Annotated in this window: 25 protein-coding genes and 2 pseudogenes; 15 read left to right on the top strand and 12 right to left on the bottom strand. The window is 61.0% G+C overall.

The features are described 5' to 3' along the window. Window positions 1-146 (bottom strand): annotated as a pseudogene (locus tag E8A46_RS04740) (ribose 5-phosphate isomerase A); the annotation flags it as partial. 205 nt (window positions 147-351) lie between these two features. On the opposite strand from E8A46_RS04740, the gene E8A46_RS04735 reads away from it, so the two are divergent. From E8A46_RS04735 to nhaD, 7 genes are all read left to right on the top strand, one after another. After that, window positions 352-1,041 (top strand): HAD-IA family hydrolase, encoded by a 690-nt coding sequence (locus tag E8A46_RS04735; protein WP_291558137.1) that lies wholly within the window; start codon window positions 352-354, stop codon window positions 1,039-1,041. 245 nt (window positions 1,042-1,286) lie between these two features. Next, window positions 1,287-1,778, top strand: coding sequence for a hypothetical protein (locus E8A46_RS04730; protein WP_291558135.1), 492 nt, complete (start codon window positions 1,287-1,289; stop codon window positions 1,776-1,778). A 90-nt stretch (window positions 1,779-1,868) separates the two neighbouring features. Then, window positions 1,869-2,306, top strand: coding sequence for a hypothetical protein (locus tag E8A46_RS04725; RefSeq protein ID WP_291558133.1), 438 nt, complete (start codon window positions 1,869-1,871; stop codon window positions 2,304-2,306). A gap of 113 nt (window positions 2,307-2,419) precedes the next feature. After that, window positions 2,420-3,454, top strand: a complete 1,035-nt coding sequence (gene moaA / locus E8A46_RS04720; protein ID WP_291558130.1) for a GTP 3',8-cyclase MoaA — start codon at window positions 2,420-2,422, stop codon at window positions 3,452-3,454. A gap of 287 nt (window positions 3,455-3,741) precedes the next feature. Continuing rightward, complete coding sequence (locus tag E8A46_RS04715; RefSeq protein WP_291558127.1) at window positions 3,742-4,281, top strand: TRAP transporter small permease subunit; 540 nt, start codon at window positions 3,742-3,744, stop codon at window positions 4,279-4,281. Next, window positions 4,278-5,879, top strand: a complete 1,602-nt coding sequence (locus E8A46_RS04710) for a TRAP transporter large permease subunit (RefSeq protein WP_291558124.1) — start codon at window positions 4,278-4,280, stop codon at window positions 5,877-5,879. The genes E8A46_RS04715 and E8A46_RS04710 overlap by 4 nt, the downstream gene beginning before the upstream one ends. 78 nt (window positions 5,880-5,957) lie before the next feature. Continuing rightward, window positions 5,958-7,238: a sodium:proton antiporter NhaD gene (gene nhaD / locus E8A46_RS04705; RefSeq protein WP_291558121.1), complete on the top strand. Its 1,281-nt coding sequence runs from the start codon at window positions 5,958-5,960 to the stop codon at window positions 7,236-7,238. Window positions 7,239-7,351: 113 nt separating this feature from the next. Here the strand turns inward: nhaD and E8A46_RS04700 are convergent, their stop codons facing one another. The 4 genes from E8A46_RS04700 to E8A46_RS04685 all read right to left on the bottom strand — a co-directional run bounded on the left by E8A46_RS04700 (window position 7,352) and on the right by E8A46_RS04685 (window position 11,626). After that, a complete protein-coding gene (locus tag E8A46_RS04700) occupies window positions 7,352-8,440 on the bottom strand; it encodes a TRAP transporter substrate-binding protein (protein ID WP_291558119.1) in 1,089 nt (362 codons plus the stop codon). 185 nt (window positions 8,441-8,625) lie between these two features. Then, entirely contained in the window at window positions 8,626-9,714 is a 1,089-nt protein-coding gene (locus E8A46_RS04695) for a TRAP transporter substrate-binding protein (protein WP_291558116.1), read from the bottom strand. A 186-nt stretch (window positions 9,715-9,900) separates the two neighbouring features. Then, a complete protein-coding gene (locus E8A46_RS04690; protein WP_291558113.1) occupies window positions 9,901-11,028 on the bottom strand; it encodes a P-loop NTPase in 1,128 nt (375 codons plus the stop codon). Window positions 11,029-11,185: 157 nt separating this feature from the next. After that, window positions 11,186-11,626: a VOC family protein gene (locus tag E8A46_RS04685; RefSeq protein ID WP_291558110.1), complete on the bottom strand. Its 441-nt coding sequence runs from the start codon at window positions 11,624-11,626 to the stop codon at window positions 11,186-11,188. A gap of 211 nt (window positions 11,627-11,837) precedes the next feature. Between E8A46_RS04685 and E8A46_RS04680 the strand changes: the two are divergent. From E8A46_RS04680 to E8A46_RS04665, 4 genes and pseudogenes are all read left to right on the top strand, one after another. Next, window positions 11,838-12,713, top strand: a pseudogene (locus E8A46_RS04680) (NAD(P)-dependent oxidoreductase); the annotation flags it as partial. A 143-nt stretch (window positions 12,714-12,856) separates the two neighbouring features. Beyond that, on the top strand, window positions 12,857-14,461 hold the full coding sequence (locus E8A46_RS04675; RefSeq protein ID WP_291558106.1) for a HAMP domain-containing sensor histidine kinase: 1,605 nt from the start codon (window positions 12,857-12,859) through the stop codon (window positions 14,459-14,461). Between the two features lie 45 nt (window positions 14,462-14,506). Further along, a complete protein-coding gene (locus E8A46_RS04670; protein WP_291558103.1) occupies window positions 14,507-14,716 on the top strand; it encodes a DUF1289 domain-containing protein in 210 nt (69 codons plus the stop codon). A gap of 22 nt (window positions 14,717-14,738) precedes the next feature. Continuing rightward, a complete protein-coding gene (locus E8A46_RS04665; protein WP_291558099.1) occupies window positions 14,739-15,245 on the top strand; it encodes a TIGR02281 family clan AA aspartic protease in 507 nt (168 codons plus the stop codon). A 4-nt stretch (window positions 15,246-15,249) separates the two neighbouring features. On the opposite strand, the gene dusA is transcribed toward E8A46_RS04665, so the two are convergent. Next, the gene (dusA, locus tag E8A46_RS04660; protein WP_291558094.1) at window positions 15,250-16,248 is read right to left on the bottom strand and encodes a tRNA dihydrouridine(20/20a) synthase DusA; all 999 of its coding nucleotides are present in this window, start codon (window positions 16,246-16,248) and stop codon (window positions 15,250-15,252) included. An 836-nt stretch (window positions 16,249-17,084) separates the two neighbouring features. Here dusA and E8A46_RS04655 point away from each other — a divergent pair. Together E8A46_RS04655 and gcvA are read left to right on the top strand one after the other, a co-directional pair. Continuing rightward, window positions 17,085-17,285 carry a hypothetical protein gene (locus E8A46_RS04655; RefSeq protein WP_291558091.1) on the top strand — a complete coding sequence of 67 codons (201 nt, stop codon included), beginning with the start codon at window positions 17,085-17,087 and terminating at the stop codon, window positions 17,283-17,285. A gap of 311 nt (window positions 17,286-17,596) precedes the next feature. Next, window positions 17,597-18,511: a transcriptional regulator GcvA gene (gcvA, locus tag E8A46_RS04650; protein WP_291558088.1), complete on the top strand. Its 915-nt coding sequence runs from the start codon at window positions 17,597-17,599 to the stop codon at window positions 18,509-18,511. A 21-nt stretch (window positions 18,512-18,532) separates the two neighbouring features. Here gcvA and E8A46_RS04645 read toward each other — a convergent pair whose 3' ends face one another. The 6 genes from E8A46_RS04645 to E8A46_RS04620 all read right to left on the bottom strand — a co-directional run bounded on the left by E8A46_RS04645 (window position 18,533) and on the right by E8A46_RS04620 (window position 23,360). Continuing rightward, the gene (locus E8A46_RS04645; RefSeq protein ID WP_291558086.1) at window positions 18,533-18,682 is read right to left on the bottom strand and encodes an aldehyde dehydrogenase family protein; all 150 of its coding nucleotides are present in this window, start codon (window positions 18,680-18,682) and stop codon (window positions 18,533-18,535) included. Window positions 18,683-18,821: 139 nt separating this feature from the next. Continuing rightward, entirely contained in the window at window positions 18,822-20,090 is a 1,269-nt protein-coding gene (locus E8A46_RS04640; RefSeq protein WP_291558083.1) for an amidohydrolase family protein, read from the bottom strand. A gap of 15 nt (window positions 20,091-20,105) precedes the next feature. Further along, the gene (locus E8A46_RS04635; RefSeq protein WP_291558081.1) at window positions 20,106-20,477 is read right to left on the bottom strand and encodes a hypothetical protein; all 372 of its coding nucleotides are present in this window, start codon (window positions 20,475-20,477) and stop codon (window positions 20,106-20,108) included. Further along, complete coding sequence (locus tag E8A46_RS04630) at window positions 20,443-20,808, bottom strand: Rieske (2Fe-2S) protein (protein ID WP_291558078.1); 366 nt, start codon at window positions 20,806-20,808, stop codon at window positions 20,443-20,445. The genes E8A46_RS04635 and E8A46_RS04630 overlap by 35 nt, the downstream gene beginning before the upstream one ends. Window positions 20,809-20,941: 133 nt before the next feature. Further along, a complete protein-coding gene (locus E8A46_RS04625; protein WP_291558075.1) occupies window positions 20,942-21,916 on the bottom strand; it encodes a tripartite tricarboxylate transporter substrate binding protein in 975 nt (324 codons plus the stop codon). A gap of 442 nt (window positions 21,917-22,358) precedes the next feature. Then, entirely contained in the window at window positions 22,359-23,360 is a 1,002-nt protein-coding gene (locus E8A46_RS04620) for a LacI family DNA-binding transcriptional regulator (RefSeq protein WP_291558072.1), read from the bottom strand. 150 nt (window positions 23,361-23,510) lie between these two features. Between E8A46_RS04620 and E8A46_RS04615 the strand changes: the two genes are divergently transcribed. Next, window positions 23,511-24,992 carry an MFS transporter gene (locus E8A46_RS04615; RefSeq protein ID WP_291558069.1) on the top strand — a complete coding sequence of 494 codons (1,482 nt, stop codon included), beginning with the start codon at window positions 23,511-23,513 and terminating at the stop codon, window positions 24,990-24,992. Window positions 24,993-25,447: 455 nt separating this feature from the next. Next, the coding region (locus E8A46_RS04610) for a nitroreductase family protein (protein ID WP_291558067.1) at window positions 25,448-25,788 on the top strand (341 nt) is incomplete at its 3' end.

Here is a 25,788-nt window from a genome sequence, read left to right as displayed (position 1 = left end):
ACCTCAAGCCCGGCGCGCACCCGTGCGCCGAGAAGCTCGACAAAATGCTTCGCGGTCGATCCGGTGCCGAGCCCGAGCTTCATGCCGTCCCGCACGAATTCGAGCGCGCGGCCTGCGGCCTGCCGTTTCAATTCATCCATGCTCACGTGCCAACCATCCTCCGCACACCGCGGCCCGATCGCGCGATCGGCGATGTCCCGCGGGATTATCTAGCGTCGTTTTGCAGGGAGGAACAGCGCTATGGGCTGACTTGAGCGTGACCCGGCGGATTGGCCTGGCCCGACCGCAACCAATCCAACCGGGAAACCGATCCCACTTGCATGATTGGTCGGAGGCGGCTAGCGATTTTCGATGGCTTCCCTCCGCACCGTCGTATTCGATCTTGATGGCACGCTGGTCGATACGGCGCCCGACCTGATCAACGCGCTCAATTTTGTGCTCGACCGCGAGGGTCTGCCGCCCGTCCCGCTGCATTCGGCCCGCAACATGATCGGCGCGGGCGCCCGCCGGTTGATCGAGCGCGGGCTGGAATTGGAGGGTCGCGCCGCGAGTGTTGGCGACATCACTCGACTCACCGACGACTTCATCGCCTACTATGCCGAGCATATCGCCGACGTTTCGCGACCGTTCGAAGGCCTGGAAAGTGCGCTCGATGATCTCGGGACGCGCGGATTCCGCTTTGCGGTCTGCACCAACAAGCTGGAGTGGTTGTCGAAGCTTCTCTTGGACCGGCTCGGATTGAGCGCGCGGTTTTCCGCGATCTGCGGCGCCGATACATTCGGCATCTCCAAGCCCGACCCGGCCATCTTGCAGCAAACGATCGCCCGCGCGGGCGGCGACATTTCCTCCACGATCATGGTCGGCGATGCCGGTCCGGATATCGGCGTGGCCCGCCGCGCCGGCATTCCGGTCATCGGCGTCGAGTTTGGCTATACCGAGGTCCCGATTGCGGACCTCAAACCCGATCGGCTGATCAATCACATGGACCAGCTTCCGGCGGCCGTGGAAAGCCTAATGGTTCAGCGGAACTCCTCAATTTAAGCCGTTGATTTGTTTTGATATTCCGTACTTACCGACGGGCGTTAACCAACAATTAACCCACCCCGTTGCGCGGCTGTCGTCAGGCTCCTATGGTCGGTGCGGGGAACGTGGCAGTTTGCCGCACTGGATGCATGATCCGGAACAGTGGGAACCGGTTTTCCCCCGCGACGGACGCGGAATGTTTGCGCGGAGATCATGTTCAGACAACGGGATGAGATCCTGATCCGACTGAACCCAATCGGATCATGGTCTGGAGTGACGGGTCGATCATGCGTCGTGTCATCGCAATTGCAGCAACAGCACTAAGTCTCGCCGGTTGCTCGTCGTTTTCGACGGACTACTTCAAGCCGACCGCGCCGGTCATGCAGGTTCAGCTGGAATCGACGCCACCGGGGGCCGAAGCTCGAACTTCCCTGGGGCCGAGCTGCAAAACCCCCTGCTCGGTGAGCGTGACCGTTCCCGAAGGCGGCTTCTCGGTCAGTTACACCCTGAACCAGTTCCAGCCGGTCACAGTCCCGGTGCAGGTCAGCGGCAGCCCCGGTAGTTTTTTCACGCCCGGGACGACGCGAATCGATCCCAATCCGGTGGTCGCGCAACTGCAACCGATGGTCCCGCCGAGGTCGGTCCGCCAGACGATGCGGCCGAAAAAGCCGAAAAAACCCACCGCGGCACCGCCTGCCGCGGGATCGGCGTTCCCGGACGCCGGGCAAGCGGCGCCGCCGCCGCCTCCCCGCTAGGCCGCGCATGGTCTCCGCGCCAACCTCCGCGTTTGTCGCGAGGAAAACCCGGTTCCCATTTTGCGCTAACGCGGCCCTTCGGGTCTGATCATGCCCATCGCGATTGCCGTGACGGGGCTGGATCTGGCCGGCTGCTCATCGAGGCCGACCCCGCCAAGCTTTGAAATCCAGCTTGAATCGACGCCACCGGGCGCCGATGCCCGCACCTCGTTCGGGCCGGGTTGCAAGACCCCGTGCGCCGTGAACGCGCCGCTTCCCGACGGCAATTTCACGGTCACCTATACCCTGGAAGGCTTTCAGTCGGTCACAATCCCGGTGCAGATCAGCGGCAGCCCCGCCGGTTTTATGATGCCGGGAACGACCAGGATCGATCCCAATCCGGTGGTCGCGCAGCTGCAACCGATTGTCCCGCCGAAGCCGGAACGAAAGCCGGTGCGGTCGAAAAAGCCGAACAAGCCAGCGGCGCCCGCTGCCGCGGGACCGGCGTTCCCGGCCCCCGTGCAAGCGGCGCCGCCGCCTCCCCGCTAATTGCTTGCACTGCACCACGCCAACTGCGGATTGTGCAGAGATTGCAACGTGCCTAGATTAGGCTAGCGCACCGTTTCCTGTTGATGCGGCAAGGCGCCAAAGGCACATCCGAAATGACCGAAACCGTAGCTACGCTTCCCGCATCGCTGTCGCGTCCGATGACCGACCCGTTTGGCCGGACCATCAACTATCTGCGGGTGTCGGTCACCGATCGCTGCGATCTGCGCTGCTTTTATTGCATGTCCGAAGACATGACCTTCCTGCCAAAGGCCGATTTGCTGACCCTTGAGGAACTCGACCGGCTGTGTTCGGCCTTCATCGCCAAGGGCGTGCGAAAGTTGCGCTTGACCGGCGGCGAGCCGCTGGTGCGGCGCAATGTGATGTCGCTGGTGCGATCGCTCTCCCGCCACCTCGGCTCCGGCGCGCTCCGTGAACTGACGCTGACCACCAATGGCTCGCAGCTCGCGCGCTTTGCGGGTGAGCTAGCCGACTGTGGCGTGCGCCGCATCAACGTATCGCTGGATACGCTGGACCCGGCAAAATTCCGCGCCATCACCCGCTGGGGCGATCTCGACAAGGTTCTGGCCGGCATCGAGGCCGCACGTTCGGCGGGGCTCGCCGTCAAGATCAATGCGGTTGCGCTGAAGGGCATGAACGAGGAGGAAATCCCCTCGCTGATGCAATGGGCGCACGGCAAGGGCATGGCGCTGACGCTGATCGAGGTGATGCCGATGGGCGACATCGGCGCCGGCCGCATCGATCAATATGTGCCGCTGTCGCTGCTCCGCGCACGGCTTGCCAAACAATACACGCTGACCGACCTCGACGACGACACCGGCGGGCCTGCGCGCTATGTTCGCGTCAACGAAACCGGCGGCAAGCTCGGCTTCATCACGCCGATGACGCATAATTTCTGCGAGTCCTGCAACCGCGTGCGGATCACCTGTACCGGCACGCTGCACACCTGCCTCGGCCACGAAGATGCGTCCGATTTGCGCAAGCCGCTGCGCGCCTCCGCCGACAACGAGCTTCTGAGCGCAGCGATCGACCGCGCCATCGGCCTCAAGCCCAAGGGCCACGATTTCATCATCGATCGCAGGCACAACCGCCCCAGCGTCAGCCGCCATATGAGCGTTACCGGCGGTTGAACTCCCGGACCGCTCGCTCGCCCCGCAACCGCTTGATCGCACGTCAATTTGCCCATTTTCCAATTGACGCAGCCTTGGTGCGCTGAAATGGTGCGCCTGCTTTGATGCCTGCATGGCTGGACAAGCCGCTGCGCCGGATCGGTGCGGTCAAGATGGCTGAAGCGCAATTGGGGGAGGATATTGTTGCGATCGTTGGTGGAAGTGAGCCGTGGTCCTGTGCGCGGAATCGAAGTGATGCCCGTTGAAGCAACGGGCGTGACTTGATGGCGGCCGCCGGGGAGAACATCATGCGCCCATTGCTGGCGGTCAGCGCCGCAATCGACCTAATCAACGAAAAGATAGGCTACATCTGCAATTTCCTGGTTCTGGCCGCCTGCATCGTCAGCGCCGGCAACGCCATGATCCGCTATGCCTTCGGTTACAGCTCGAATGGCTGGCTCGAGCTGCAGTGGTACATGTTTGCCATTCTGGTCATGTTCGGCGCCTCGTACACGTTCAAGCGCAACGAGCATGTCCGCGTCGAAATCTTTTATCTGTTTCTTTCCGAGCGCGGCCAGCTCTGGCTCGATCTGATCGGCACGCTGTTCTTCCTGATCCCGGCCTGCCTGCTGCTCTCCTATCTTTCCTGGCCGTTCTTCCTACAGGCTTACGCGGTCGGCGAGATGTCGGGTAACGCCGGCGGCTTGATACGCTGGCCGATCAAGTTCGTGATTCCGGCGGGCTTCGTCATGCTCGCATTGCAAGGCGTCTCGGAGGTCATCAAACGTATCGCAGCACTTCAGGGTGAGCTGACGATCGATGCGAAGTACGAGAGGCCGACGCAATGATTACCCTGGAAACGATGCCACCGCTGATGTTCGGCGGCCTGGTTGTTGCCATGCTGATCGGCTTCCCGGTGGCGTTCACGCTTTCCGCGGTCGGGCTGTGTTTCGGCTTCCTGGCGATTCATCTCGGATTTTTCGACATGAATTTTCTCCAGGCGATCCCGGGCCGGGTATTCGGCAGCGTGCTTTCGAACGAACTGCTGCTCGCGATTCCCTTTTTCACATTCATGGGCGCAATCCTCGAGCGCTGCGGTCTCGCCGAAGACATGCTGGACTCGATGGGCCAGCTTTTCGGGCCGATCCGCGGCGGCCTCGGCTATTCCGTCATCATCGTCGGCTTCATCCTCGGCGCCATCACCGGCACGGTGGCGGCACAGGTCATTGCCATGGCGCTGATCTCGATGCCGGTGATGATCCGCTACGGCTACAACATGCGCTACATCACCGGCGTGCTGGCGGCGTCCGGCACCATCACCCAGCTGGTGCCACCATCGCTTGTGCTGATCGTGCTGGCCGACCAGCTCGGCAAGTCCGTCGGCGACATGTATCTGGGCGCGTGGGGGCCATCGGTTTTCCAGATCGCGCTGTTTGCGGGCTACACTTTCCTGCTCGGCATCTTCAAGCCGGATTATTTGCCACCGGTGCCGAAGGACGCGCGCACGCTGACCGGCTGGGCGCTGTGGAAGAAATGCCTGCTCGGCATCATCCCCTCCGCCGTCCTGATCTTCGTCGTGCTCGGCACCATGATGATGGGTCTTGCCACGCCGACCGAAGCCGGCGCCATGGGCGCGGTCGGCGCGATCGTGCTTGCGGCGATCCACAGCAAGGATTTCAGCACGACCGGCCACAAGATTCTCATCATCGGCGCGATCGCCGGCGGCGTTGGCACCATGGTCGCGATTTTCTTGACGGAGGGGCTGATCTTCAAGATCGCCTTTGCCGTGACCTATTTTGCGGTGGTGTGGATCTGTCTTGAGGCCGTGCGCATTCCCGAACTCCGCGACCTGATCAAGCAGGGTTACGAGACGACCATGCGCATCACGACCATGGTCGTCTTCATTCTGATCGGCTCGACCTGTTTCTCGGTGGTGTTCCTCGGCGTCTCGGGCGGCGTCTGGCTGGAGCATCTGCTGACGTCGCTGCCCGGCGGCGTCTGGGGATTTCTGATCTTCATCAACCTGTTCATCTTCTTCCTGGCATTCTTTCTGGATTTCTTCGAGATCGCCTTCATCATTCTGCCGATGATCGCGCCGATCGCGCAGAAAGTCCTGACACCCGTGGTGGGCGCGGATGCCGCGCTGATCTGGTTCGGCGTCATGCTGTGCGTGAACATGCAGACATCGTTCATGCATCCGCCCTTCGGTTTTGCGTTGTTCTATCTGCGCGGCGTGGCCCCGAAAGAGGTCAAGAGCTCCGACATCTATTGGGGCGCGCTGCCCTGGGTGGGTCTGCAGGCGATCATGGTCGTCCTCGTGATCGCTTTCCCGATCACGGTGACCGGCTTGCTCGACAAGCCGCTGAACGTCGATCTGAACCAGATCAAGATCGATGTTCCGCAGATGGACCTGCCGCCACTGGACTTCGGGCCGCCAAGGAACTGATCGCGGTTTTCTGCCTTCAGCAGGCCGGTCGGATATCTGATCGAAAACGCTGACCGGCTTATTCAAGGGAGCTGGACCTTGTTAGCCGCCATTGTCACGATTTTCGTTATCGCATACGCCGCGATCGCGCTGGAGCATCCCATCAAGGTCAACAAGTCCGCCTCAGCCTTGGTCGGCGCGGGACTGCTCTGGACGGTCTACGCCCTGTCGAGCGGCGATTACGCCCTGATCGACCAGCAGCTCGAAGCGTCGGTTTCATCCACGGCGCAGATTGTATTCTTCCTGATCGGCGCAATGACGATCGTCGAGGTGATCGATGCGCACAACGGCTTTGAGGTCATCACCTCGCTGATCCGTACCAGGAAACAAGTCACCCTGATGTGGCTCATTGGTTTTGTAACCTTCTTTCTGAGCGCAGTGCTGGACAACTTGACGACGACGATCGTCATGATCTCGCTGATGAGAAAGCTGCTGGGCGACCCGAGCGACCGGCTGTTTTTCGCCGCGATGATCGTGATCGCGGCCAATGCCGGCGGAGCCTGGTCGGCGATCGGCGACGTGACGACGACGATGCTCTGGATCGGAGGACGGATCACCCCGCTTGCGATCGTCAAGGGGGTTTTCCTGGCCTCACTGGTCAACCTCGTCGTTCCGTTGCTTGTGATGAGTTCCCTTTTGAAGGGCCGGGAAATTATCCCACCCAGTGGTCAGGAGCGCGAGCTATCCCAAACCAACGCGTTCCAGCGCAACCTGACCTTTTACCTGGGACTCGGCATCCTGGTGCTGGTGCCCGCGTTCAAGACGATCACTCATTTACCGCCGTTCATGGGAATACTGTTTGGGCTGGGCATTCTCTGGATGGTCGGTGAGTTGATCCATTGGGATAAGGAAGAAGACGTCAAGAAGCCTCTGACTCTGGTTCACGCGCTGGCGCGGATCGACATGAGCTTGATCGTTTTTTTCATCGGGATATTGTTTGCGGTGGCGGCTCTGGAACACGCCCGCGTTCTTGAGATTCTGGCCAAATGGCTCGACACCAATGTCGGACGCCAGGATGTGATCGTGGTCATGCTTGGTTTGCTAAGCGCCGTCGTGGACAACGTTCCGCTCGTGGCGGCATCCATGGGCATGTACGGCCTCTCCCAATACCCAGCCGATAGCTTTGTGTGGGAATTCGTCGCCTATTGTGCCGGGACCGGCGGATCGATCCTGATCATTGGTTCGGCCTCCGGCGTAGCCGCCATGGGGCTCGAAAAGATTCACTTCTTCTGGTACGTCAGGCGCATTAGCGGCCTCGCCCTTTTGGGCTATTTTGGCGGGATCGCCGCCTACATCGTGCAGTACCGGCTGCTTCACTGAATATGGCCGCGGTTGTCGGAGCGTGCCCGCGGCAGAGAACCCCGGAGTACAGCTCGTTCCGGGGTTCGCTGGGCTCCGGGATTCTTGCGTTCGTTGAACTTCCTGACCGCGGATCAGCTCTGCGAGTGGCGCGCCATGAAGTTGTCGTAACCGACTTCCGCGACCTGGAACCACTGATAGCCGTTGCTGGAAAAAGCCGTCAGCGAGTCGTAGACCTTCTTGAAATTTGCGTTGGTCGCCGAGACTTCGCTGTGCAATTCCTTCGCGGCCTTGAAGGAGGCCTCCATGACCGCGGGCGGGAAGGCGTGCAGCTTGGTGCCGCTCGCCAGCAATTTGCGCAACGCCGTCGGATTCTGGGCGTCGTATTTCGCCATCATCCAGTTGTTGGCGTAGTGGCCGGCCTGTTCGAGCGCGTTCTGATAATATTTCGGCAGCGCGTTCCACTTGTCGAGGTTGACGATGCCAAGAAGCATCGGGCCGCCTTCCCACCAGCCGGGATAGTAGTAGTGCGGCGCAACCTTGTAGAAGCCGAGCTTCTCGTCATCATAGGGACCGACCCATTCCGCCGCGTCGATCGTGCCTTTCTCCAGCGCGGGATAGATGTCGCCACCGGCCAGCTGCTGCGGCACGCTGCCGAGCTTCTGCAAGACGCGCCCGGCAAAACCGCCGATGCGGAATTTCAATCCCTTGAGATCATCGACGCTGGTGATCTCCTTGCGGAACCAGCCACCCATCTGGCATCCGGTGTTGCCGGCAAGCAGGGACGTGACGTTGTAGCCCTTGTAGAATTCGTTGAGGACTTCCTTGCCGCCGCCGAGCATGTACCAGGCCTGGTTGATGCGCGAGTTGGGTCCGAACGGGATCGACGAACCGAAGGTGAAGGTCGGATCCTTGCCGAAATAGTAATAGGACGCGGTGTGTCCCATCTCGACGGTGCCGTTTTGCACGGCGTCGAGAACCTGCAGGCCCGGAACGATCTCGCCGGCGGCGAAGGTCTGGATCTGGAACTTGTTGTCGGTGGCTTCGCCGACGGCCTTGGCCATCATCTCGGCGCCACCGTGCAGCGTATCGAGCGATTTCGGCCAGCTCGTCGTCATGCGCCATTTGATCTCCGGCATCGATTGCGCAATCGCCGGCGCGGCCATGGTCGCCGCTCCTGCGACGCCGATGCCGGTAACCTTGATAAAGTCGCGACGCTTCATTGAAATCCCCCCTGGTGATGTGATGCTTGTCGGTCAGCCTTCGTGCCGAGGCTTTGGTGCAGCATGGAACATCCGGTTCGGGATTTCCATGACGAACTGGGATGCCGCGACGAACTGACCTACCGCAACGCAAAAAGCCCGGCCTCTCTCGGGGCCGGGCTTCCGAGCAACTGATAGGAAAGCGATTAGCCGCGGGTGCGCGAGCGGATCATGAAGCTGTCGAAGGTGTATTCGGCAACCTGCCACCACAGATACTGGTCGGAGCGATAGGCCTGCATCGCATCGATGGATTTCTTGAAGTCGGCATTCTTCGCGGAAATTTCAGCCCACAATTCGTTGCTCGCTTTCAGGCAGGCTTCCAGAACTTCGTTGGTGAAGGGGCGAAGCTGCGTTCCGCCGGCGACCAGACGCTTCAATGCGGAGGGATTCTGCATGTCGTAGCGCGCGGCCATCCAGCTATTCGCATTCGCGGTCGCGTTGGTGATGATGGCCTGGTAATTCTTAGGCAGCGAATTCCACTTCTCGAGATTGCAGAAGGCGTGCACGGTGGGACCACCTTCCCAGAAGCCGGGATAATAATAATATTTGGCGACCTTCTGGAAACCGAGCTTCTCGTCGTCATACGGTCCGACCCATTCGGCCGCATCGATCGTTCCCTTCTCGAGTGCGGGATAGATATCGCCGCCGGCGAGCTGCTGCGGCACGACGCCGACCTTTTGCAGCACCTGGCCGGCAATCCCTCCGATGCGGAATTTCAAACCGGAGAGATCGGCAACGCTCTTGATCTCCTTGCGGAACCAGCCGCCCATCTGGGTGCCGGTATTGCCGCAGGGAAAGCCGATCACGCCGAATTTCTTGAAGAACTCGTTGCCGAGCTCCATCCCGCCGCCCTGATACCACCAGGAATTCTGCATTCGCGCATTGAGGCCAAACGGCACCGAAGCGTAGATCGCGAAGGTCGGGTCCTTGCCGACATAATAATACGAGACGGTGTGGCACATTTCGATGGTGCCGTTACTGGTCGCATCCAGCGCCTGCAGGCCCGGAACGATTTCACCCGCGGCAAAAACCTGGATCTGAAATTTGTTGTCGGTCATCTCGGCGACGTATTTGGAAAACTCGACCGAGCCGCCGTAAATCGTGTCGAGCGATTTCGGGAAACTCGAGGTCATGCGCCATTTGATCTCGGGCGAGGATTGCGCAATCGCCGGCGAGGCCACCGCTGTGGCCGCGGCACCCGCGGCTGAAACTTTCAAAAAATCACGACGCTTCATAAAGGCATCTCCTTGTAGGGACGTTTCCCATCTTCACGGGAGCTGTTCTTTCGGCGAGGCGATTTCCGTGTCAACCGAAGGCGCTCTGGTGGGGGCTTTAACACGGAACTCAGGCCAGCGAAAACGCGACAAAGGCATGACGGCACCGATTAAACGAAAGTCGCATATGCCGCGAGCCGGGGCTGTTCAGGCCGCGGCGATGGCGCCCTTGAGCTGATCGCGGACCTTGGCACCGATGGCCCGGTAGATCGCCGCATGCGCTCCATTGGGCTCGCTCTCGACGACGGGTGTGCCTGAGTCCGAAGTGGTGCGGATCGACATATGCAGCGGAATTTCGCCCAAAAACGGCACGCCAAGGCGCTCGGCCTCATGGCGGGCGCCGCCGTGACCGAAGATGTCCGATTGGGTCCCGCAATGCGGACACTGGAAATAGCTCATATTCTCGACGATGCCGAGAACCGGCACATTGACCTTCTTGAACATCGCGAGCCCGCGCCGGGCATCGATCAGGGACAGATCCTGCGGGGTCGAAACGATCACGGCCCCCTTGAGCGGCACATTCTGCGCCAGCGTCAGCTGGGCGTCGCCGGTGCCGGGAGGCATATCGACCACCAAGACATCGAGCGCGCCCCACGCCACGTCGCGCAGCATCTGGGTGATGGCCGACATCACCATCGGCCCCCGCCAGATCATCGCGGTATCCTCTTCGACCAGGAAACCGATCGACATGATCGCAAGGCCGAAACGCATGATCGGAATCATCTTCCGGTCGTCGTTCAGCTGCGGCTTCTCGCGGATGCCGGTCAACCTCGGCACCGAGGGCCCATAGATATCGGCGTCGAGCAGGCCGACGCGCAAACCGAGGTCGCGCAGGCCAAGCGCCAAATTGAGCGCGGTGGTCGACTTTCCGACCCCGCCCTTGCCGGAAGCCACCGCAATCACGGCGGCGACGCCGGGAATTTCCGACTGCTTTGACATCGGCGACGCCGGGCTTTGCGGCGGCTTGTGGGCCGAAACCGGTGACACGCCGTGGGCGTGGCGATGCGGCGGCGGGGCCGCGGGGCCCGGCTTACGTTCGGCGGTCAGCGCGATCATGGCGACGGTGACGCCGGGAATAGCCCGCACGGCTGCTTCGGCCTGGGCGCGAACGCTTTCCCAGGCGCGGGCCTCGGTGGCGTCGACGTTGATCGAAAAGAACACCTTGCCGTCGGTGACCGTGACCGGCGACAACACCCCGGCATTGGTCAGGGCAACACCGCGCGGCGACGCCACCTTGGCGAGAGCATCGAGAACCTGTTGCTGCGTTACGCTCACGGCGCATCTCCTGGAGCCTTGTCGGTTCTGATCGTATCAGAACCGGGCTCAATTCTTTTGTTTTGACGCGTTTTCTTCACGCGAACCGGAGTCCACTTCGCTTGAAAACGCTATGCAATACTCGGATGCGACCCATAGAGCGCCCCGGCGCAAAAGGCTACCTCGCCCCGACGTCATCCGCCCGCTCGGTGGGCACCGATCCCGCCCCCTGCTCCTTGGCGGCCTCGTAGTTCAGTTCGATCGTGACGCCGTTGGGGTCGTTGACGAAGATCTGCCAGAGTTCGCCGCCCGGAACCTGCCGCGAGTCGAACGCCATCCCCTTGGACTGGAGCCGTGCTTTCATGGCGGAAAAGCCGCGGCTGACGAAAGCGACATGGTGGACCACGCCGGAATCCGGCTTTTGCGGCTCCTCCGTCGGCGAAATATCGACCAGATGGACCACTGCCTTGCCTTCGCTGTACATCCATGCCCCGGGAAAGGCAAAGCTCGGCCGTTCGCCCTTCTCCAGCCCCAGAATGTCCTGATAGAACCGAACGGTGTCGGCGAGCTTTCGGGTCCGGATGTTGAAATGATCGAGCACGCCTACGCTCATGCCCATGTGGTGTCACTCCCTTTCGCTTGAAATCTCGACTATCGCCTGATCCTATCATAAAACCATGCCCGCCCGCCAAACGGAGGCGTTGCCGTTCATGCGGCACGGTTTATGGTGCGGGTTCCTTTGCGGCCTGTTTCGAGCACCGAACCAGTCCACCGTCCCCTCTCCCGCATAACGTCCGGGCCACCTCAATGCGCCGGCAAACTTCAGGGTTGTTCACATGGCTAAAGTCGCTTTTCTCGGTCTCGGCGTTATGGGTTTCCCCATGGCAGGACATCTGGTCAAAAAAGGCGGCCACGATCTCACGGTATTCAACAGGACGCCGGCCAAGGCCAAAGCATGGGCCGAGAAATTCGGTGGCAAGACCGCCGCGACGCCGAAGGCCGCCGCCGAAGGCCAGGATTTCGTGATGGCCTGTGTCGGCAACGACAACGACCTGCGCGCGATCACGCTTGGCGCCGATGGCGCGTTCGCCGGCATGAAAAAGGGCGCGACCTTCGTTGACCACACCACCGCCTCGGCCGAGGTCGCGCGCGAGCTCGACGCCGCCGCCACCAAGGCCGGCTTCAAATTCGTCGATGCGCCGGTGTCCGGCGGCCAGGCCGGCGCGGAGAATGGCGTCTTGACCGTGATGTGCGGCGGCACCGAAGAGGCCTATGCCGGTGCCGAACCTGTGATCGCCGCCTATGCGCGGATGTGCAAGCGGCTCGGCGCGGCAGGCTCCGGGCAACTGACAAAAATGGTCAACCAGATCTGCATCGCAGGGCTGGTCCAGGGCCTGTCGGAAGCGATTCATTTCGCCAAGAAATCGGGGCTCGACGTTGCCGCCGTGATCGACACCATCTCCAAGGGCGCCGCGCAGTCCTGGCAGATGGAGAACCGCTACAAGACCATGAACGACGGCAAGTACGATTTCGGCTTCGCGGTCGAATGGATGCGCAAGGATCTGTCGATCTGCATCGCGGAATCCCGCCGCAACGGCGCCAGCCTTCCGGTCACCGCGCTGGTCGATGCCTTCTATTCGGAAGTCGAGAAGATGGGCGGCAAGCGCTGGGACACCTCGAGCCTGCTGGCAAGGCTGGAGCGGTGAGCCAGGGAGCCGGCGGCGAGAGGTTAATTTAACCTCTCGTTAAGGTGATTTTTTGGTTCTTTAAGCCAGCTCTTAAGGATTTAGCCCCAGAGATAGACAATGCAAAAGCTCGCGCCGTCCGCGGGCAGGATTTGTGTTGTTTGATGAGTAATCCCGCTGAAAAGCCCGAAGTTGTGCAGCTTCCGGCTGAACCGCCTGTCGTGACCCCGGTCGGTAATCGCCGGGCGGCGGCGCAGCGGGTGCGCGAGGCGCGAGACCGGTTAACGTCGACCAGCGGAACCCGTCCCGCTTTCGATCGCGAGCTGCTTCGGCAATATGCCCAGACGCGGCTGTCGGCGTCCTACGTCGTCATGCTGCTGGTGGTGGCAACCGGTTTGCTGTTCGGCTTCTGGATGCCGCCGGTCTCGGTCGCGGCCTGGACCTGTGGGCTGCTCTGCATTCATACCGCCATCACCCGCAGCTGCCGCAAATTCCTCGCCGAGCCGCCGTCGCTGACGGCAACCCGCAAATGGCGGACGCGATTTGTCCTGCTCGATCTGCTCTACGGTCTGTGCTGGACCGCGATCCTGATCCACCCGGCGAGCTTCGATGCGGTCTCGAACACGCTGATGATGTTCCTGATGCTGCTGGTGATCGCGGTCTCCAGCATGCTCGCGGCGAGCCTGCCGATTGCCGCCCTGGCGGCGACCGCGCCGGTGACAACCGCGATTGCGGTGAACTTCGTGCTCAGGGGCACCTTCGACAATTACGTGCTGGCATTGCTCGCGCTGGCCGCCGAAGGATATTTCGCGCTGCTTGCCCACCGCCTGCATTCGACGACGCTGGCGACGCTGGAGGCGCGCGCCGAAAAAGACGCCCTGATCGGCGAGCTTGAGCAGGCGAAATCGATCTCGGACGAGGCGCGCCACCGCGCGGAGGCCGCCAACGTCGCGAAGTCGCGCTTTCTTGCGCAAATGAGCCACGAATTGCGCACGCCGCTGAACGCGATCCTTGGATTCTCAGAGGTGATGAAGAGCGAAATCTTCGGCGCGCATGCGGTTCCCGTCTACAAGGAATATTCCGCCGATATTCACAATTCCGGCGTGCATCTGCTCAATCTCATCAATGAAATTCTCGACCTGTCGCGGATCGAGGCCGGCCGCTACGAGCTCAACGAAGAGGCGGTGTCGCTGGTGCATATCGTCGCCGACTGCCATCATTTGCTGAAACTGCGCGCCTCCAGCCGCGGCATCACCATTCACGAGGTGTTCGAGCATGGCATGCCGCGAATCTGGGGCGACGAGCGCGCGATCCGGCAGATCGTGCTCAACCTGTTGTCGAACTCCATCAAGTTCACCCCGCAAGGCGGCGAGATCTGGCTGAAGGCGGGATGGACCGCGTCGGGCGGCCAGTATCTCAGCGTCAAGGACACCGGTTCCGGCATTGCCGAGGACGAGATCCCGATCGTGCTCGCCTCGTTCGGCCAGGGCTCCAATTCGATCAAATCCGCCGAACAGGGCGCCGGCCTCGGTCTGCCGATCGCCAAAAGCCTGATCGACATGCATGGCGGCACGTTCACGCTGAAATCGAAGCTTCGCATCGGCACCGAGGTGATCGTCACCTTCCCGCCGGAGCGCGTGATGTCGGCGTTGGCGCCGATGTCCGAGGAAGCTCCGCCGCTGCAACCAGAACCCAGCCACAGGAGTACCGCCGATGAAAAACGCAGGGCCCGCAACAAGCCGATCATGAACGCCGGCACCGGATTGTAGCCGGGACGCTTGGCAGGAAACCGAAACCGCTTCACTATCCAGAAGATGAGCAAAGAAACGCCGTGTATCGCAGTCTGCATGATGGACCCCAGGACCAACCTCTGTTTCGGCTGCGGACGCACGCTTCCGGAAATCGCGCGCTGGCACCGCATGGAAAGCGCCGAGCGGCTCGCGCTGATGGCGCAACTGCCGGCGCGGATGGCCGAGGCCGGATTGCCGCGTCCGGAAATGACGGCCGGTTCAAAGATCGACTGACGCAACGCAAGCGAGGCCCGCTGTGAGCCGCATTCTGCTGGTCGTGGTCGTGTTGCTGGCGACAGCCGGCGCCGTGGTCGCCTATGGCGATCCAGCGCAAATCGCGCGCGCAAAAAACACCGTCTCGGAATTGCTGAACCGGCGGGCGGCGGCGCGCGCCGTGCAGATCTCGCGCGGACAGGCCGGTGAATTCGCGCTACGCGCCAAGATCAACGGCGTCAACGCGCCGATGGTGATCGATACCGGCGCGACCTCGGTCGTGCTGACCTATGAGACGGCGAAGGCGATCGGCCTGCCGCTCGAATTGCTCGAGTATGACGTCGATGTCGAGACCGCGGGCGGACATACCAAGGCGGCGCGGCTGACGCTCGATCGGCTCGCCATCGGCAAGCTGGTGGAACGTTCGGTGCCGGCGCTGGTGGTGCCGCACGGACAAATGAAAACCAATTTGCTCGGCATGAGTTTTCTGGACCGGCTGGAGAGCTGGGAGGTCCGCTCCGACCGGTTGATGCTGCACGGCTATCCGTAGAGCTTCACGCCGCGATCGCGGCCGGCTTGCGATCCTCGACCAGCGCGACAGCCTCACGCAACACGTTGGCGCCCGCCCCCGGCCTGACCGCATTCTCGGCAAGGTGACGGCGGAAGGCGCGCGCGCCGGGCACGCCGTGAAACGCGCCGAGGACATGCCTGACGATCGAATGCAGCCGCGTGCCCTGCGCGAGTTCACGCTCGATATAAGGAATCATCGCCTCGAACACGTCCTTCATCGCCGTAAAGGGTGCGGCCTCGCCGAACAGCTCCGGATCGACCGCCAGCAATCGCCACGGCTCCTGATAGGCCGCGCGCCCCAGCATGACGCCATCGACATGCGCGAGGTGCTTCCTGGCCTCGGCGAGACCGGCGATGCCGCCATTGATGATGATGGGCACGTCGGGCATGGCGGCCTTCAGCCGATAGACCCGGTCATAGTCGAGCGGCGGCACGTCGCGGTTTTCCTTCGGCGACAGTCCGTTGAGCCAGGCCTTGCGGGCGTGGACGATCAGCGCATCGGCGCCGGCGGCGATGACGCCGCGCGCCAGCGCGTCCAAAGCCAGTTCCGGATCCTGGTCGTCAATGCCGATCCGGCATTTCACGGTGACCGGGATCTTCACCTCGCGCTTCATGGCCTCGACACCAGCGGCGACGAGTGCGGGTTCCGCCATCAGGCAGGCGCCGAAACGGCCGTCCTTGACCCGGTCCGACGGGCAGCCGACATTCAGATTGATTTCATCGTAGCCAAAATCCTCGCCGATCTTCGCAGCCGTGGCGAGATCGCGCGGGTCTGATCCGCCGAGCTGGAGCGCCAGCGGATGTTCGCTTGCATCGAACCCGAGCAGCCGGGCGCGATCGCCGTGAATGATGGCGCCGGTCGTCAACATCTCCGTGTAGAGCAAGGCACGCCGGCTCATCAGGCGGTGGAACACGCGGCAATGCCGGTCGGTCCAATCCATCATCGGGGCAACGGCAAATCTATGTAATTGATTTATCTGCATTTTTTAGTACATTCAAGTCGTTAGGTACGCGTCGTGTGCATTCTATTCTACGCCATAGCGCGACGTTTTTTCCGGCTTTTCGACGCCTCGGTGCACACGGAGCGCACACGCGTCGCAACTATCACCAGACTGAAATCAGGCTCTTGGAGAGTCCAAGTCCGACGAAAGGGGAAATATGTCAACGAGACATTTCTCCGCCGATAGGACGCGGAGGAATGGGGCATCGATATCGAGCGGCGGATCGATCGGCACGCGACGCTTGATCGAGCGACCTCAAACCCGAGCTTGAGGAGTTCGCCGTTGATACGTGGCGCGCCCCAAAGCGGATTTTCGACGCTCATCCGCCGGATCAATGCGCGCAGCTCTGTCTCGATCTACGGTCGCCCTCCCAGCGGGCGCGACTTCCAACGCCAGTAGCAGCGAAAGCCGGCCCGGTGCCAACGCACGAGCGTCTCGGGCCGGATAGTGGTGAGAACCTGCAGGATTGATGGAAACCAACGATACAGACGGATAAAGAACCAGCGATCATTGTTTGAGAGCCGGACGCGACCACGCAAATCCACGCCTCAAGACAATCAACCGATGTCGAAGCACCGCGTTCTCAGCCTCGAGCCGCAACTTCGACTTGAACGGCGAAGCTAGGATGGCCAGCGCGGAACAGAGCAGCCCAATCATTCCGCCAGCTTAAGCGATTCCATCACGTCATCAACTCAGGCAAGGTTTTCGGTACACACAGGGCCTCGCATTCGCCGTGCAGAATATCCGCGGTTGATACAGATCAAAGCGCCGCTTGCGCCGCCGGTGGCATGATTACCCAATCAGAACAGGTCGGTACGATGGCGCGATATTACTTTCATTTTCGGAACGGCATTCTGTTCGAAGATGACGTCGGCGAAGAGTTTCCCGACGACGCCCGCGCACTACAATACGCTCGACGCGTAGCGAGCGAACTGACAGAGGACGGAAAGAGCGACAGCTCCGTCATCGTGATCCGAGCTGGATGTCAGCTGTTTGAAATTCCGCTGCCGAAGACCTGAAGATCGGAATCGATCTCGATCCAGCCTGCGACCCGTATCATCTGGGCAAGACGAAGTCGCACAGCGAGCCGCCGATCAAGCCGTGCGGCCTTCGGCAACTTCAACGCAAACCCGCCGGATAACGGCATTTTGAGGGGGGCAATTTTGGCCCTTCCAACGCCTCATTCGGCCCCCGCGAACGAAGGCCCTTAGCCCAGCCAGCCACGACTGGCAGATCCAATTGAGGAAACGAATAGCACCATAAATCTACGTTTTTGTCCCGCCCCCGCGGACGGTGTTGCAGCGCCGATAAAATTTGTCTAATCGTACGCATGCGAAATCGCCTGCCCTCCATGATGAGCCTGCGCGCCTTTGAGGCCACCGCCCGCCATTTGAGCTTCACGCGCGCCGCCATCGAACTCCATTTGACCCAGACGGCGATCAGCCACCAGATCAAGAACCTGGAGGACCTGCTCCAGGTCAAGCTATTCGTTCGCAACGCAAACATGATCGCGCTGACCGAGGCCGGTGAAGCCTACTTACGCTCGGTTCGCGCGGCGATCATGGAGATTTCGACCGCCACCGACCGCGCAACCGACCAGAGCGACGAGAACATGCTGACGGTTCAGTGCCTGGGCCTGTTTGCGATCAAGCGGCTTTTGCCTCACCTGCATGATTTTCGTGCGCAACATCCGGCGATTTCGCTCAAGCTGCGGACCATTCAGTCATTCGAGAACAAATTTCACCACGACTTCGACGTCGCGATCTGGCACGGCTCGGGTGACTGGGCCGGCATGACGACCGAGAAACTGGCTGACGAAGAAGTTTTTCCGGTCTGCAGCGCACGACTGCTGGCCGACGGTGCTGTGTTGAAATCTCCAGACGATCTCGACCATCACACGATTATCCGGACCTCGTCTGTCATCCTGCGCGACGAATGGCCGTTCTGGCTCGAGACCGCAAAGACGAGTGAGATGAAATTCCGATCGGAGATTACCTGCGACTACATGATAACGTCGCTGCAGGCGGCGATCGACGGCCTCGGTATCACGCTCGGTCGCTCCGGCGTTGTGGGGCCCGATCTTGCCGCCGGACGCCTGATCGAGCCGTTCTCAATTCGCGCGCGGTCAATGTTCAGCTATCACGTGGTCTGGCCGGCGCGTTCGTCAGACCAGCGCAAAGTTCAGGTATTCAAGAATTGGCTGGTCAAACGCGTCGGTGACGCCCTGCAAAGCGACCTGAGTTAATCTACCGCCGCGGGGCCGCCATTATCCCAAACGGAAGGGATCGCGCGGCTCGCCTGAAAGCTCGACATAGACCGACTTTGTTTCGGTGTAATCGCGGATGCTGTCCATCCCGTTCTCACGGCCAAGGCCGCTTTCCCTGAAGCCGCCGAACGGCTTGGCGAACGAAACCACCCGATATGCATTGATCCAGACGGTGCCGCCACCGACTCGCCGTTGATATACATCCCAAACGCCTGCAGACCTGAGGGCTGTTCAACCTTGTCGAGCATCGTCTCCTCCCGGATTGTTGTTTACTTAAAATCCGAAGCCGTCAGGGCGGCGCTACTTCCTGATTGAAGGTATCGACCATTCCGTCGGCCGCCGCCTTTGCACCGGGGAAGCGATCCGAAACATCCACGTTGAATATTCGCCGGGCGTTGAGGCCCAGAATGTTTCGCTTGGACTGCTCGCTCAGGAACGGCAGGTCCCAGATCGTGCTCGGCAAATCCATGTCCCAGTGGGGATAGTCCGACGAATACAGCAACTGTGTATCGGCGTTGATCATCTTGAAGGTCAGTTCAAGCGCCTCGTGGTTGTTCACCATCTCCATCGGCTGCGTGGTGTAGAACATATCGCGCATATATTCGCTGGGAAGCTTCTTCAGCGCCGGCGCTTCGGAAGTGCGCATGCGATAATCATTGTCGAGCCGCTGCATCAACCATGGAATCCAGGCCAGACCGGATTCGATCCAGATCACCTTCAGTTTCGGAAAGCGCTCCGGCAAGCCGTTCACGATCCAGTTGGCGCAGTGCACGGCGTTGAAGAAGGTAAACCCTAATGCATGCGCCGTGATGAAGCGGTTGGTCATGGAGACCAGCTGGTCGTTCCAGTGATACGATGCGTGGAACGACAACGGCAGTCCGAGTTCTTCCAGCAGCGCGTAGGTCTTCATGAACGCGTTGTCGTAGACCGGCTTATAGCGCGTCGAGACGACCATAAAGCCGATCACCCCTGCCTTGTGGCCGTATTCCTTGACCATCTGGTAGGTCGCTTCGGGATCGTTGAACGGCAGATACAGCATCGAACGCAGTCGCGGATTCGACGGCAGAACCTTGTCCGTGAGCCACCTGTTATAGGCCCGCGCCATCGCCACCTCGACTTCGGCTTGCGGGTGCAACCCCATGAACAGCATCGGCGTCGGGAATAGGCAGGCATAGTCGACGCTCAGCGCATTCATCCACCGCAATGTCTGTTCGACTTCACGCGGGTGGGCCGATTTCGGAATAGACTCGTGCTTGCGCTCGAGGTAGCGCGAGACACGGCCGCCGACGTCCTGATACCCGGGCTGGTCCATCAACACCGCCGCCGAGCCCTTGTAGGCGAAGGTGTTGACAGCGACCTGCTTGATCACCGGGTCTTCGATATATTCAAGAATTTCCGCAAAATTATCGGTCTCGTAGTGATGGCAGTCGACGTCGATGATCAGGACATCGTCGAGCTTTCGCGCATCGGCCTGCCGCCTCGCATTCGCCAAATGTTCGCCGGTTTGAAAACCTTCGATCGTGCGATCGAATTCCGGCGTGCTTGAACGATATTGCATATCTATACCCTCTCGCTACCGGGTGCCTGACCAGGATTGCCACATTCCGAGCTCGAAAATCTCGAGATTGGATGCCTTCATCAACGCCGACGCCGTCACCAAAACCGCCGTAGCGCTGACATCGCTCTCTGCATCAAGCAGGACCGGGCGTTGACCTTCGTCGAATTTTGCCGCGTAGACCTTGACCAGTGCCGCCATCAAATGCCGCATCGTCTCGTTCGGCAAAGCGCCAGCCCGTCCGGCCGCGATCCAGCCGTTCAACGAAGCCGCAAGCTGTTCAGCGGTATCGACCAGATCGCGAGTGTCTGCGGGATGGCCCGTCATCGCATCATCTGCGTGTGGCAATGTCAGCTCAGATAACGACATAGATGGCTCCATCTCGCTCAACTGTCTGGAAGCGCTTAAGGCCGTGTTTGCCGTCCCCGGCGCATCTCCCGGTTTCGACGTTGAATTCCCAGCCGTGCCACGGGCAGACGATATGCAGATCGGTTTCACTGAAACGCATGCCCTGATAGGTCTTGTCGGCCGCGATCACTTCCTCGACACGGTGGATCAGGAGTCCATCACACACCGGCCCGCCCTGGTGAGGGCAGATGTTGAGGAAGGCGTGAAGCTTTCCCTTCGCGCGAACGACGCCGATCTGCCGCCCTTCGCTCTCCACCGTGTTTCGGGCGCCCTCGGGCATATCCGCCGAACGCGCAACAAAGATTTCAGTCATCGCCAATCCTTTGGGGTCTTGCGGCGCAAACATTTATCGTTTGGCCTAACCGCACAATTGTTGAATCTGGCGCGCGGTATGAACAGAATTGAGGGAGAACGCGGCAATTGCCGGTGGTGCCGCTGGTTGCATTCTATTCCGGCTCGATTCCTGCTGCCTTGATCACGGCGGTCCAATTCACAAGTTCGCTCGCGACAAAGGTTTTGAACTCGCCGGTTTCACCCCAATAAGGCTCAATGCCCGACTTCTTGAATTTTTCCAGGATCTCCGGTTTTGCCATCGCCACCTTGATCTCGCGCGCGAGAATTTCAACGACTTCGGGAGGCATCTTCGCGGGACCGAACATGCCGGCCCAGGCAAGGAGGTCGAAGCCGGGCAGCACAGTTTCGTCGAGCGTCGGAACGTCCGGCAAGTCGGGACTCCGCTGTTTGGTCAATACAGCCAGTGGGAGCATGTTCTTTTCGGCGATCTGCGGCAGCGCGTTGTTCAGATCCGGAATCATGACCGGGACGTGTCCGGCGATCAGATCCGTCACCCCAGCCGGAACACTTCGGTAAGCGACGCGAACAATGTCGAGTCCCGCTTGATGCTTGATGGCCTCGCCGGCGATATACCCAGTACTGTTGCCGTGCGCGTAGGATAATTTTCCGGGATTGGCCTTTGCATAGGCCACAAGGTCCTGGATCGAGTTGATGTTCAGCGATGGGTTGACCACCACCACGCACGGGAAACTGGCGATCCGCGAAATCGGTGTGAAGTCCTTGATCGGATCGTACGGCACCGCCTTGAACAGCGCGCCGGCGACCGAGTGCGTCGAATTCGTCGTCAGAAGCAGCGTGTATCCGTCCGGATTGGCGTGCGCGACATATTGCGCCGCGATCATGCCGCCGGCGCCCGGCTTGTTCTCGACGATGAAGGCTCGTCCCAGCGCTTCCTGCAGCGCTCCGCCGATGATCCGCGCCGTTACATCAGTGACGCTGCCAGCCGCGAACGAGGTTACGATGGTCACAGTCCGGGAGGGCCAAGGTTGCGCCATTGTCGGCTCGGCCAGCCCGGCAAGCAACCACGCGAGCGTACCCAGAACAGCGAGTGAGTTGCGATATTTCACCGGCTTTTCTTCCCTTTTCCTGGCCCCGCCCGCAGTTGATCCGCGGCGCGCGCGGGTATGGTCTGCCCAGCCGGCTCTTGGCATTTATGGCAGGGTGCCTGCGGACACCCGCCCCATTCAAACGAAATTCATCAAACGCCCATGAGTAAAATTCAGGGTGTCACCCGCTGGTTCTTGGCAACCTCTGCCGCAAGGCTTTTCAGCAGGGTCCCCTGGGGCGAGTCTTGTCGTTGCGAATCAACTATTGGCCGGCTTTTGCAAGTCCGCATTCGGACTCGATGCCCCCCTGTGCATCCGTCACCGCGGGTCTTTGGCACGTTACCCATTTCGCAATCGCAGACATGCCGGAAAGCGGCGCGCGAACTACGAACTCCGCCAATTGTAACGCGCGGGCAGTGGCCTGCTCATCTCGTTTTTGCTCCTTTGTAACGAGGGCGGGGAGTCATGGCGCGATGTCGCCACCTGCACGCGTCGTGCTCTCGCGGGTCATGACGTCAAACTTGAGGTCGATGATGCGGGGGCCGGAGAAGGTCCCGTTCAAGCGCGAGACCACCATCGCCGCGCTTCGCCGGCCGATCTCCTCCCGCGGGATCCGCAGGCTCGTGATCGTAGGCACGACATGGCTGAGGAGGTCGACATCGTCGAAGCTCGCTATCGCGATCTGTCCCGGCACCGCCCAACCGCGACGCTGGCACTCGAACAGGGCGCCAACCGCCATGACGTCGGCGGCGAAAAAGATGGCGTCAATCGCCGGGTCACGTTGTACCAGCCGCACCACGGCATCGACGCCGCCTGCAAAGCCCGGGCTTGCCTCGACCATCAGGTTCGGGAGGGCCGTGAGTCCGAGTTCCCGCAACCCGGCAAGGTATCCGCGGCGGCGTTCGACGGAGCGTTCGTTGTTGCGTAGCGGCAAACTCACGAAGCCGATCCGGCGATAGCCGAGGCCGCCGAGATGCATCACCATCGCCTTCGCGGCGGCGAAGCCAGAATAGCTGACGCAAAGATCGAGTGGCGTTTGTGTCAGGCGACCGATCTCGACGGTGGGGACCGCCGCGGCCTGCACCAGTATCTTCGCCCGGTCGGTGTGGCGGGTGCTGTGCAGAATCAAACCGCACACGCGCTGGGCGAGGAACGCGGCGATGGCGGCCTCCTCCGTGGCCGGGTCATGATGACTGGCTGCGATCAAAAGATACAAGCCGTGCTCGCTCAGTACACCCTCTATGGCCTGCGCCATGCCGGCATAGAGCGAATCGCCGAGCCCCGGCACGATGAGGCCGACGACATGGGACCGCTGCGAAGCCAGGCTTCCGGCCAAACGGTTGGGCACGTAGCCCATATCATTGACCGCCGCCTGCACCCGGTCCCGCATGGCCTTGGATACGCTGCCGGGGTCGCGCAAGGTCCGTGACACCGTCATGGGCGACACGCCGGCAAGCGCCGCCACGTCTTCCATCCGCAATGCGTCAACGGTGCGCGTCCGCCTCTGATGCATAGATTCGCCCTTACCGTGTGGGCGGCCGGATAACATCGGCAGGCCGCCGCCGCAAAGTCTGGTTACGCTACCACAAATTCTGGTAGCGCTACCTAAAAAGGCTTGCCTATTGATGCCGCCTCGATAGATTGGATGACAAAGTCCCGTCGGCCACAACGAGAATGGGACAAAAAACGGGGGGAGAGACAAGCAGTGAGCTCGATAGATGTAGGTTGGCGGCTCGACCGCCTTTCCGTCTCGCGGTTCCACTGGCGCGTGCTGGCGCTGATCGCTGCCGGCATGTTCTTCGATTCCTTCGATCTATACCTCGCCGGCGGCGTGCTCGGTGCGCTGGTTCAGTCAGGTGAATCGACGCTGCAGCTGAATGCCATGTTCATCTCGGCGACCTTCCTGGGCATGATGATCGGTGCCTGGTTCGCAGGCGTCCTGGGTGACCGGTTCGGTCGCAAGTTTACCTATCAATTCAACCTGATGATCTTCGGCATTGCCTCTTTGGCCGGCGCTGTGGCGCCGTCGATGGCATGGTTGATCGCGGCGCGGTTCGTCATGGGCCTCGGGCTTGGTGCCGAAATCGTGGTTGGTTACGGCACGCTCAGCGAATTCATTCCGGCCCGGCATCGCGGCCGCTTCGCATCTCTGCTCAACCTGATCATCAACGCCAGCCTGTTCCTGTCGACACTGATCGGCTGGGTGGTCATTCCGCAGTTCGGTTGGCGATGGATGTTCGTGATTGTCGCCGTTGGGGCGTTCGTCGTCTGGTTCCTGCGCCGGGCCTTGCCGGAGTCGCCACGCTGGCTCGCCAGCCAGGGCCGTGTTGCCGAGGCAGAGGTGATCGTGCGCCAGGCTGAGGCCGAGTCGTCGGTGTTCGATGAAGGCGCCAGGCCGACCAAGTCGACCGGGGTCGAAACCCGCTATTCCCTTCGGGACTTGTTTGGCCCCGCCCTGCTACGCCGCAGCATTGTCGCGATTGTTGTCACGGTCTGCCTGCTGACATTCAACTACGCCTTCGTCAGCTGGGTTCCGACCTTCCTGGTGAAACAGGGCCACGGCGTTGCCAACTCGCTTGGCCTGTCGGTGTTGATCTTCGCCGGGGGACCGCTCGGCTCGATCATCGGTTTGCTTCTCTCGGAGCGGATTGGCCGCCGATGGGGCTTGATCTGGTTCTCGGTCCTCGGCATTGCAGTCAGCGCGGCGTATGTCAGCGTCACGGACTCAGCCCTGATCGTCGGACTCGGCTTTTTCGTAACCTGCATCATTTACGTGCTCTCCTCGTTGAGCATCGCCTGCTATGTGCCCGAACTATTCCCCACGGAGGTCAGGCTGCGGGGGAGCGGCGTCGCCAATGCCGCCGGACGCGCGGTCAATATCCTCGTCCCCTATGCAGTGGCGGCCAGCTTCGAGGGCTTCGGGCTGTACGGGGTCTTCGGCCTGATCGCCGCAGCCTTGGTGCTGCAGATCGTCGTCTTGCTGACGATCGGGATAGAAACAAAGCAACGGTCGCTGGAGGACCTCGCGACCGACTCCGGCGGGGCGGCCGGCGTCACTGCGTTTCCAGTAGGCGCGCAGCCACGTACCGACGCATGATGCGGTGACACGGCCGGGGCGGTCGGCGGATCGCAAAATCCGGCCCCCTCCTACCGTTGCAGGAGGGTCTGCGGTACCCCTCTTCAAGGCTGTCTATCCGGTAGCCTCCACACGGGGAAAGAGGCTACTTGCGTAGGACCGCAGGATGGTTGCGCACCTTCCTCAAGGGCATCGGGGTCACCGCGCTGTGGCCGGATTTCCGGGCCATGGCGATCATTGCGGCGGTCCTGCCGACGTCAGCATCCTGAGGTCCAGGAAGTCGCTGGAATAGCTGCGCATCCCCCGCCAAGATTCAATCTTGAGCTAAATCCAAGTTGATGCGGATCAATATGTTTTCCGAGCAAGCACTCAAAATGATGCAGAGCTGGATTCATAGGGGCAACCCGTGACAGAGGCTCAACTTCGTCAGAATTGACGAATTCGAATTCGATCCCAACTTTAGCGGAGAGCACGTCATGACACACGCACCGGATTCGTTGCCGTTGCCTGTGAGGGCCACCATGATGACACGACGCGAAACCAATGCCGGAATCCTTGCCTGTGCGGCACTCGCAGCCGCTTCCGTATCCGCGGTGGCGCAGGGGCCGCGCGATTTGCCACCGCCGCGGAGTGAAGGTGGTCAATCCTTGACTGCTGCGCTCAAATTGAGACGTTCTATTCGCGAATATTCCGACCGGCCGCTTCCAGCGCAGGTTCTGTCCGATCTGCTATGGGCGGCCTTCGGGGTCAATCGGCCAAGCGGCGACCGGACTGCCCCTTATTGGCGTCATGTCATGGTCATCGACATTTATCTCAC

The sequence above is a fragment of the Bradyrhizobium sp. genome, from assembly GCF_004799445.1.
Classification (GTDB): domain Bacteria; phylum Pseudomonadota; class Alphaproteobacteria; order Rhizobiales; family Xanthobacteraceae; genus Bradyrhizobium.
The sequence above is the reverse complement of the archived record's forward strand: the minus strand, read 5'-3'. Positions and strand labels throughout refer to the sequence as shown.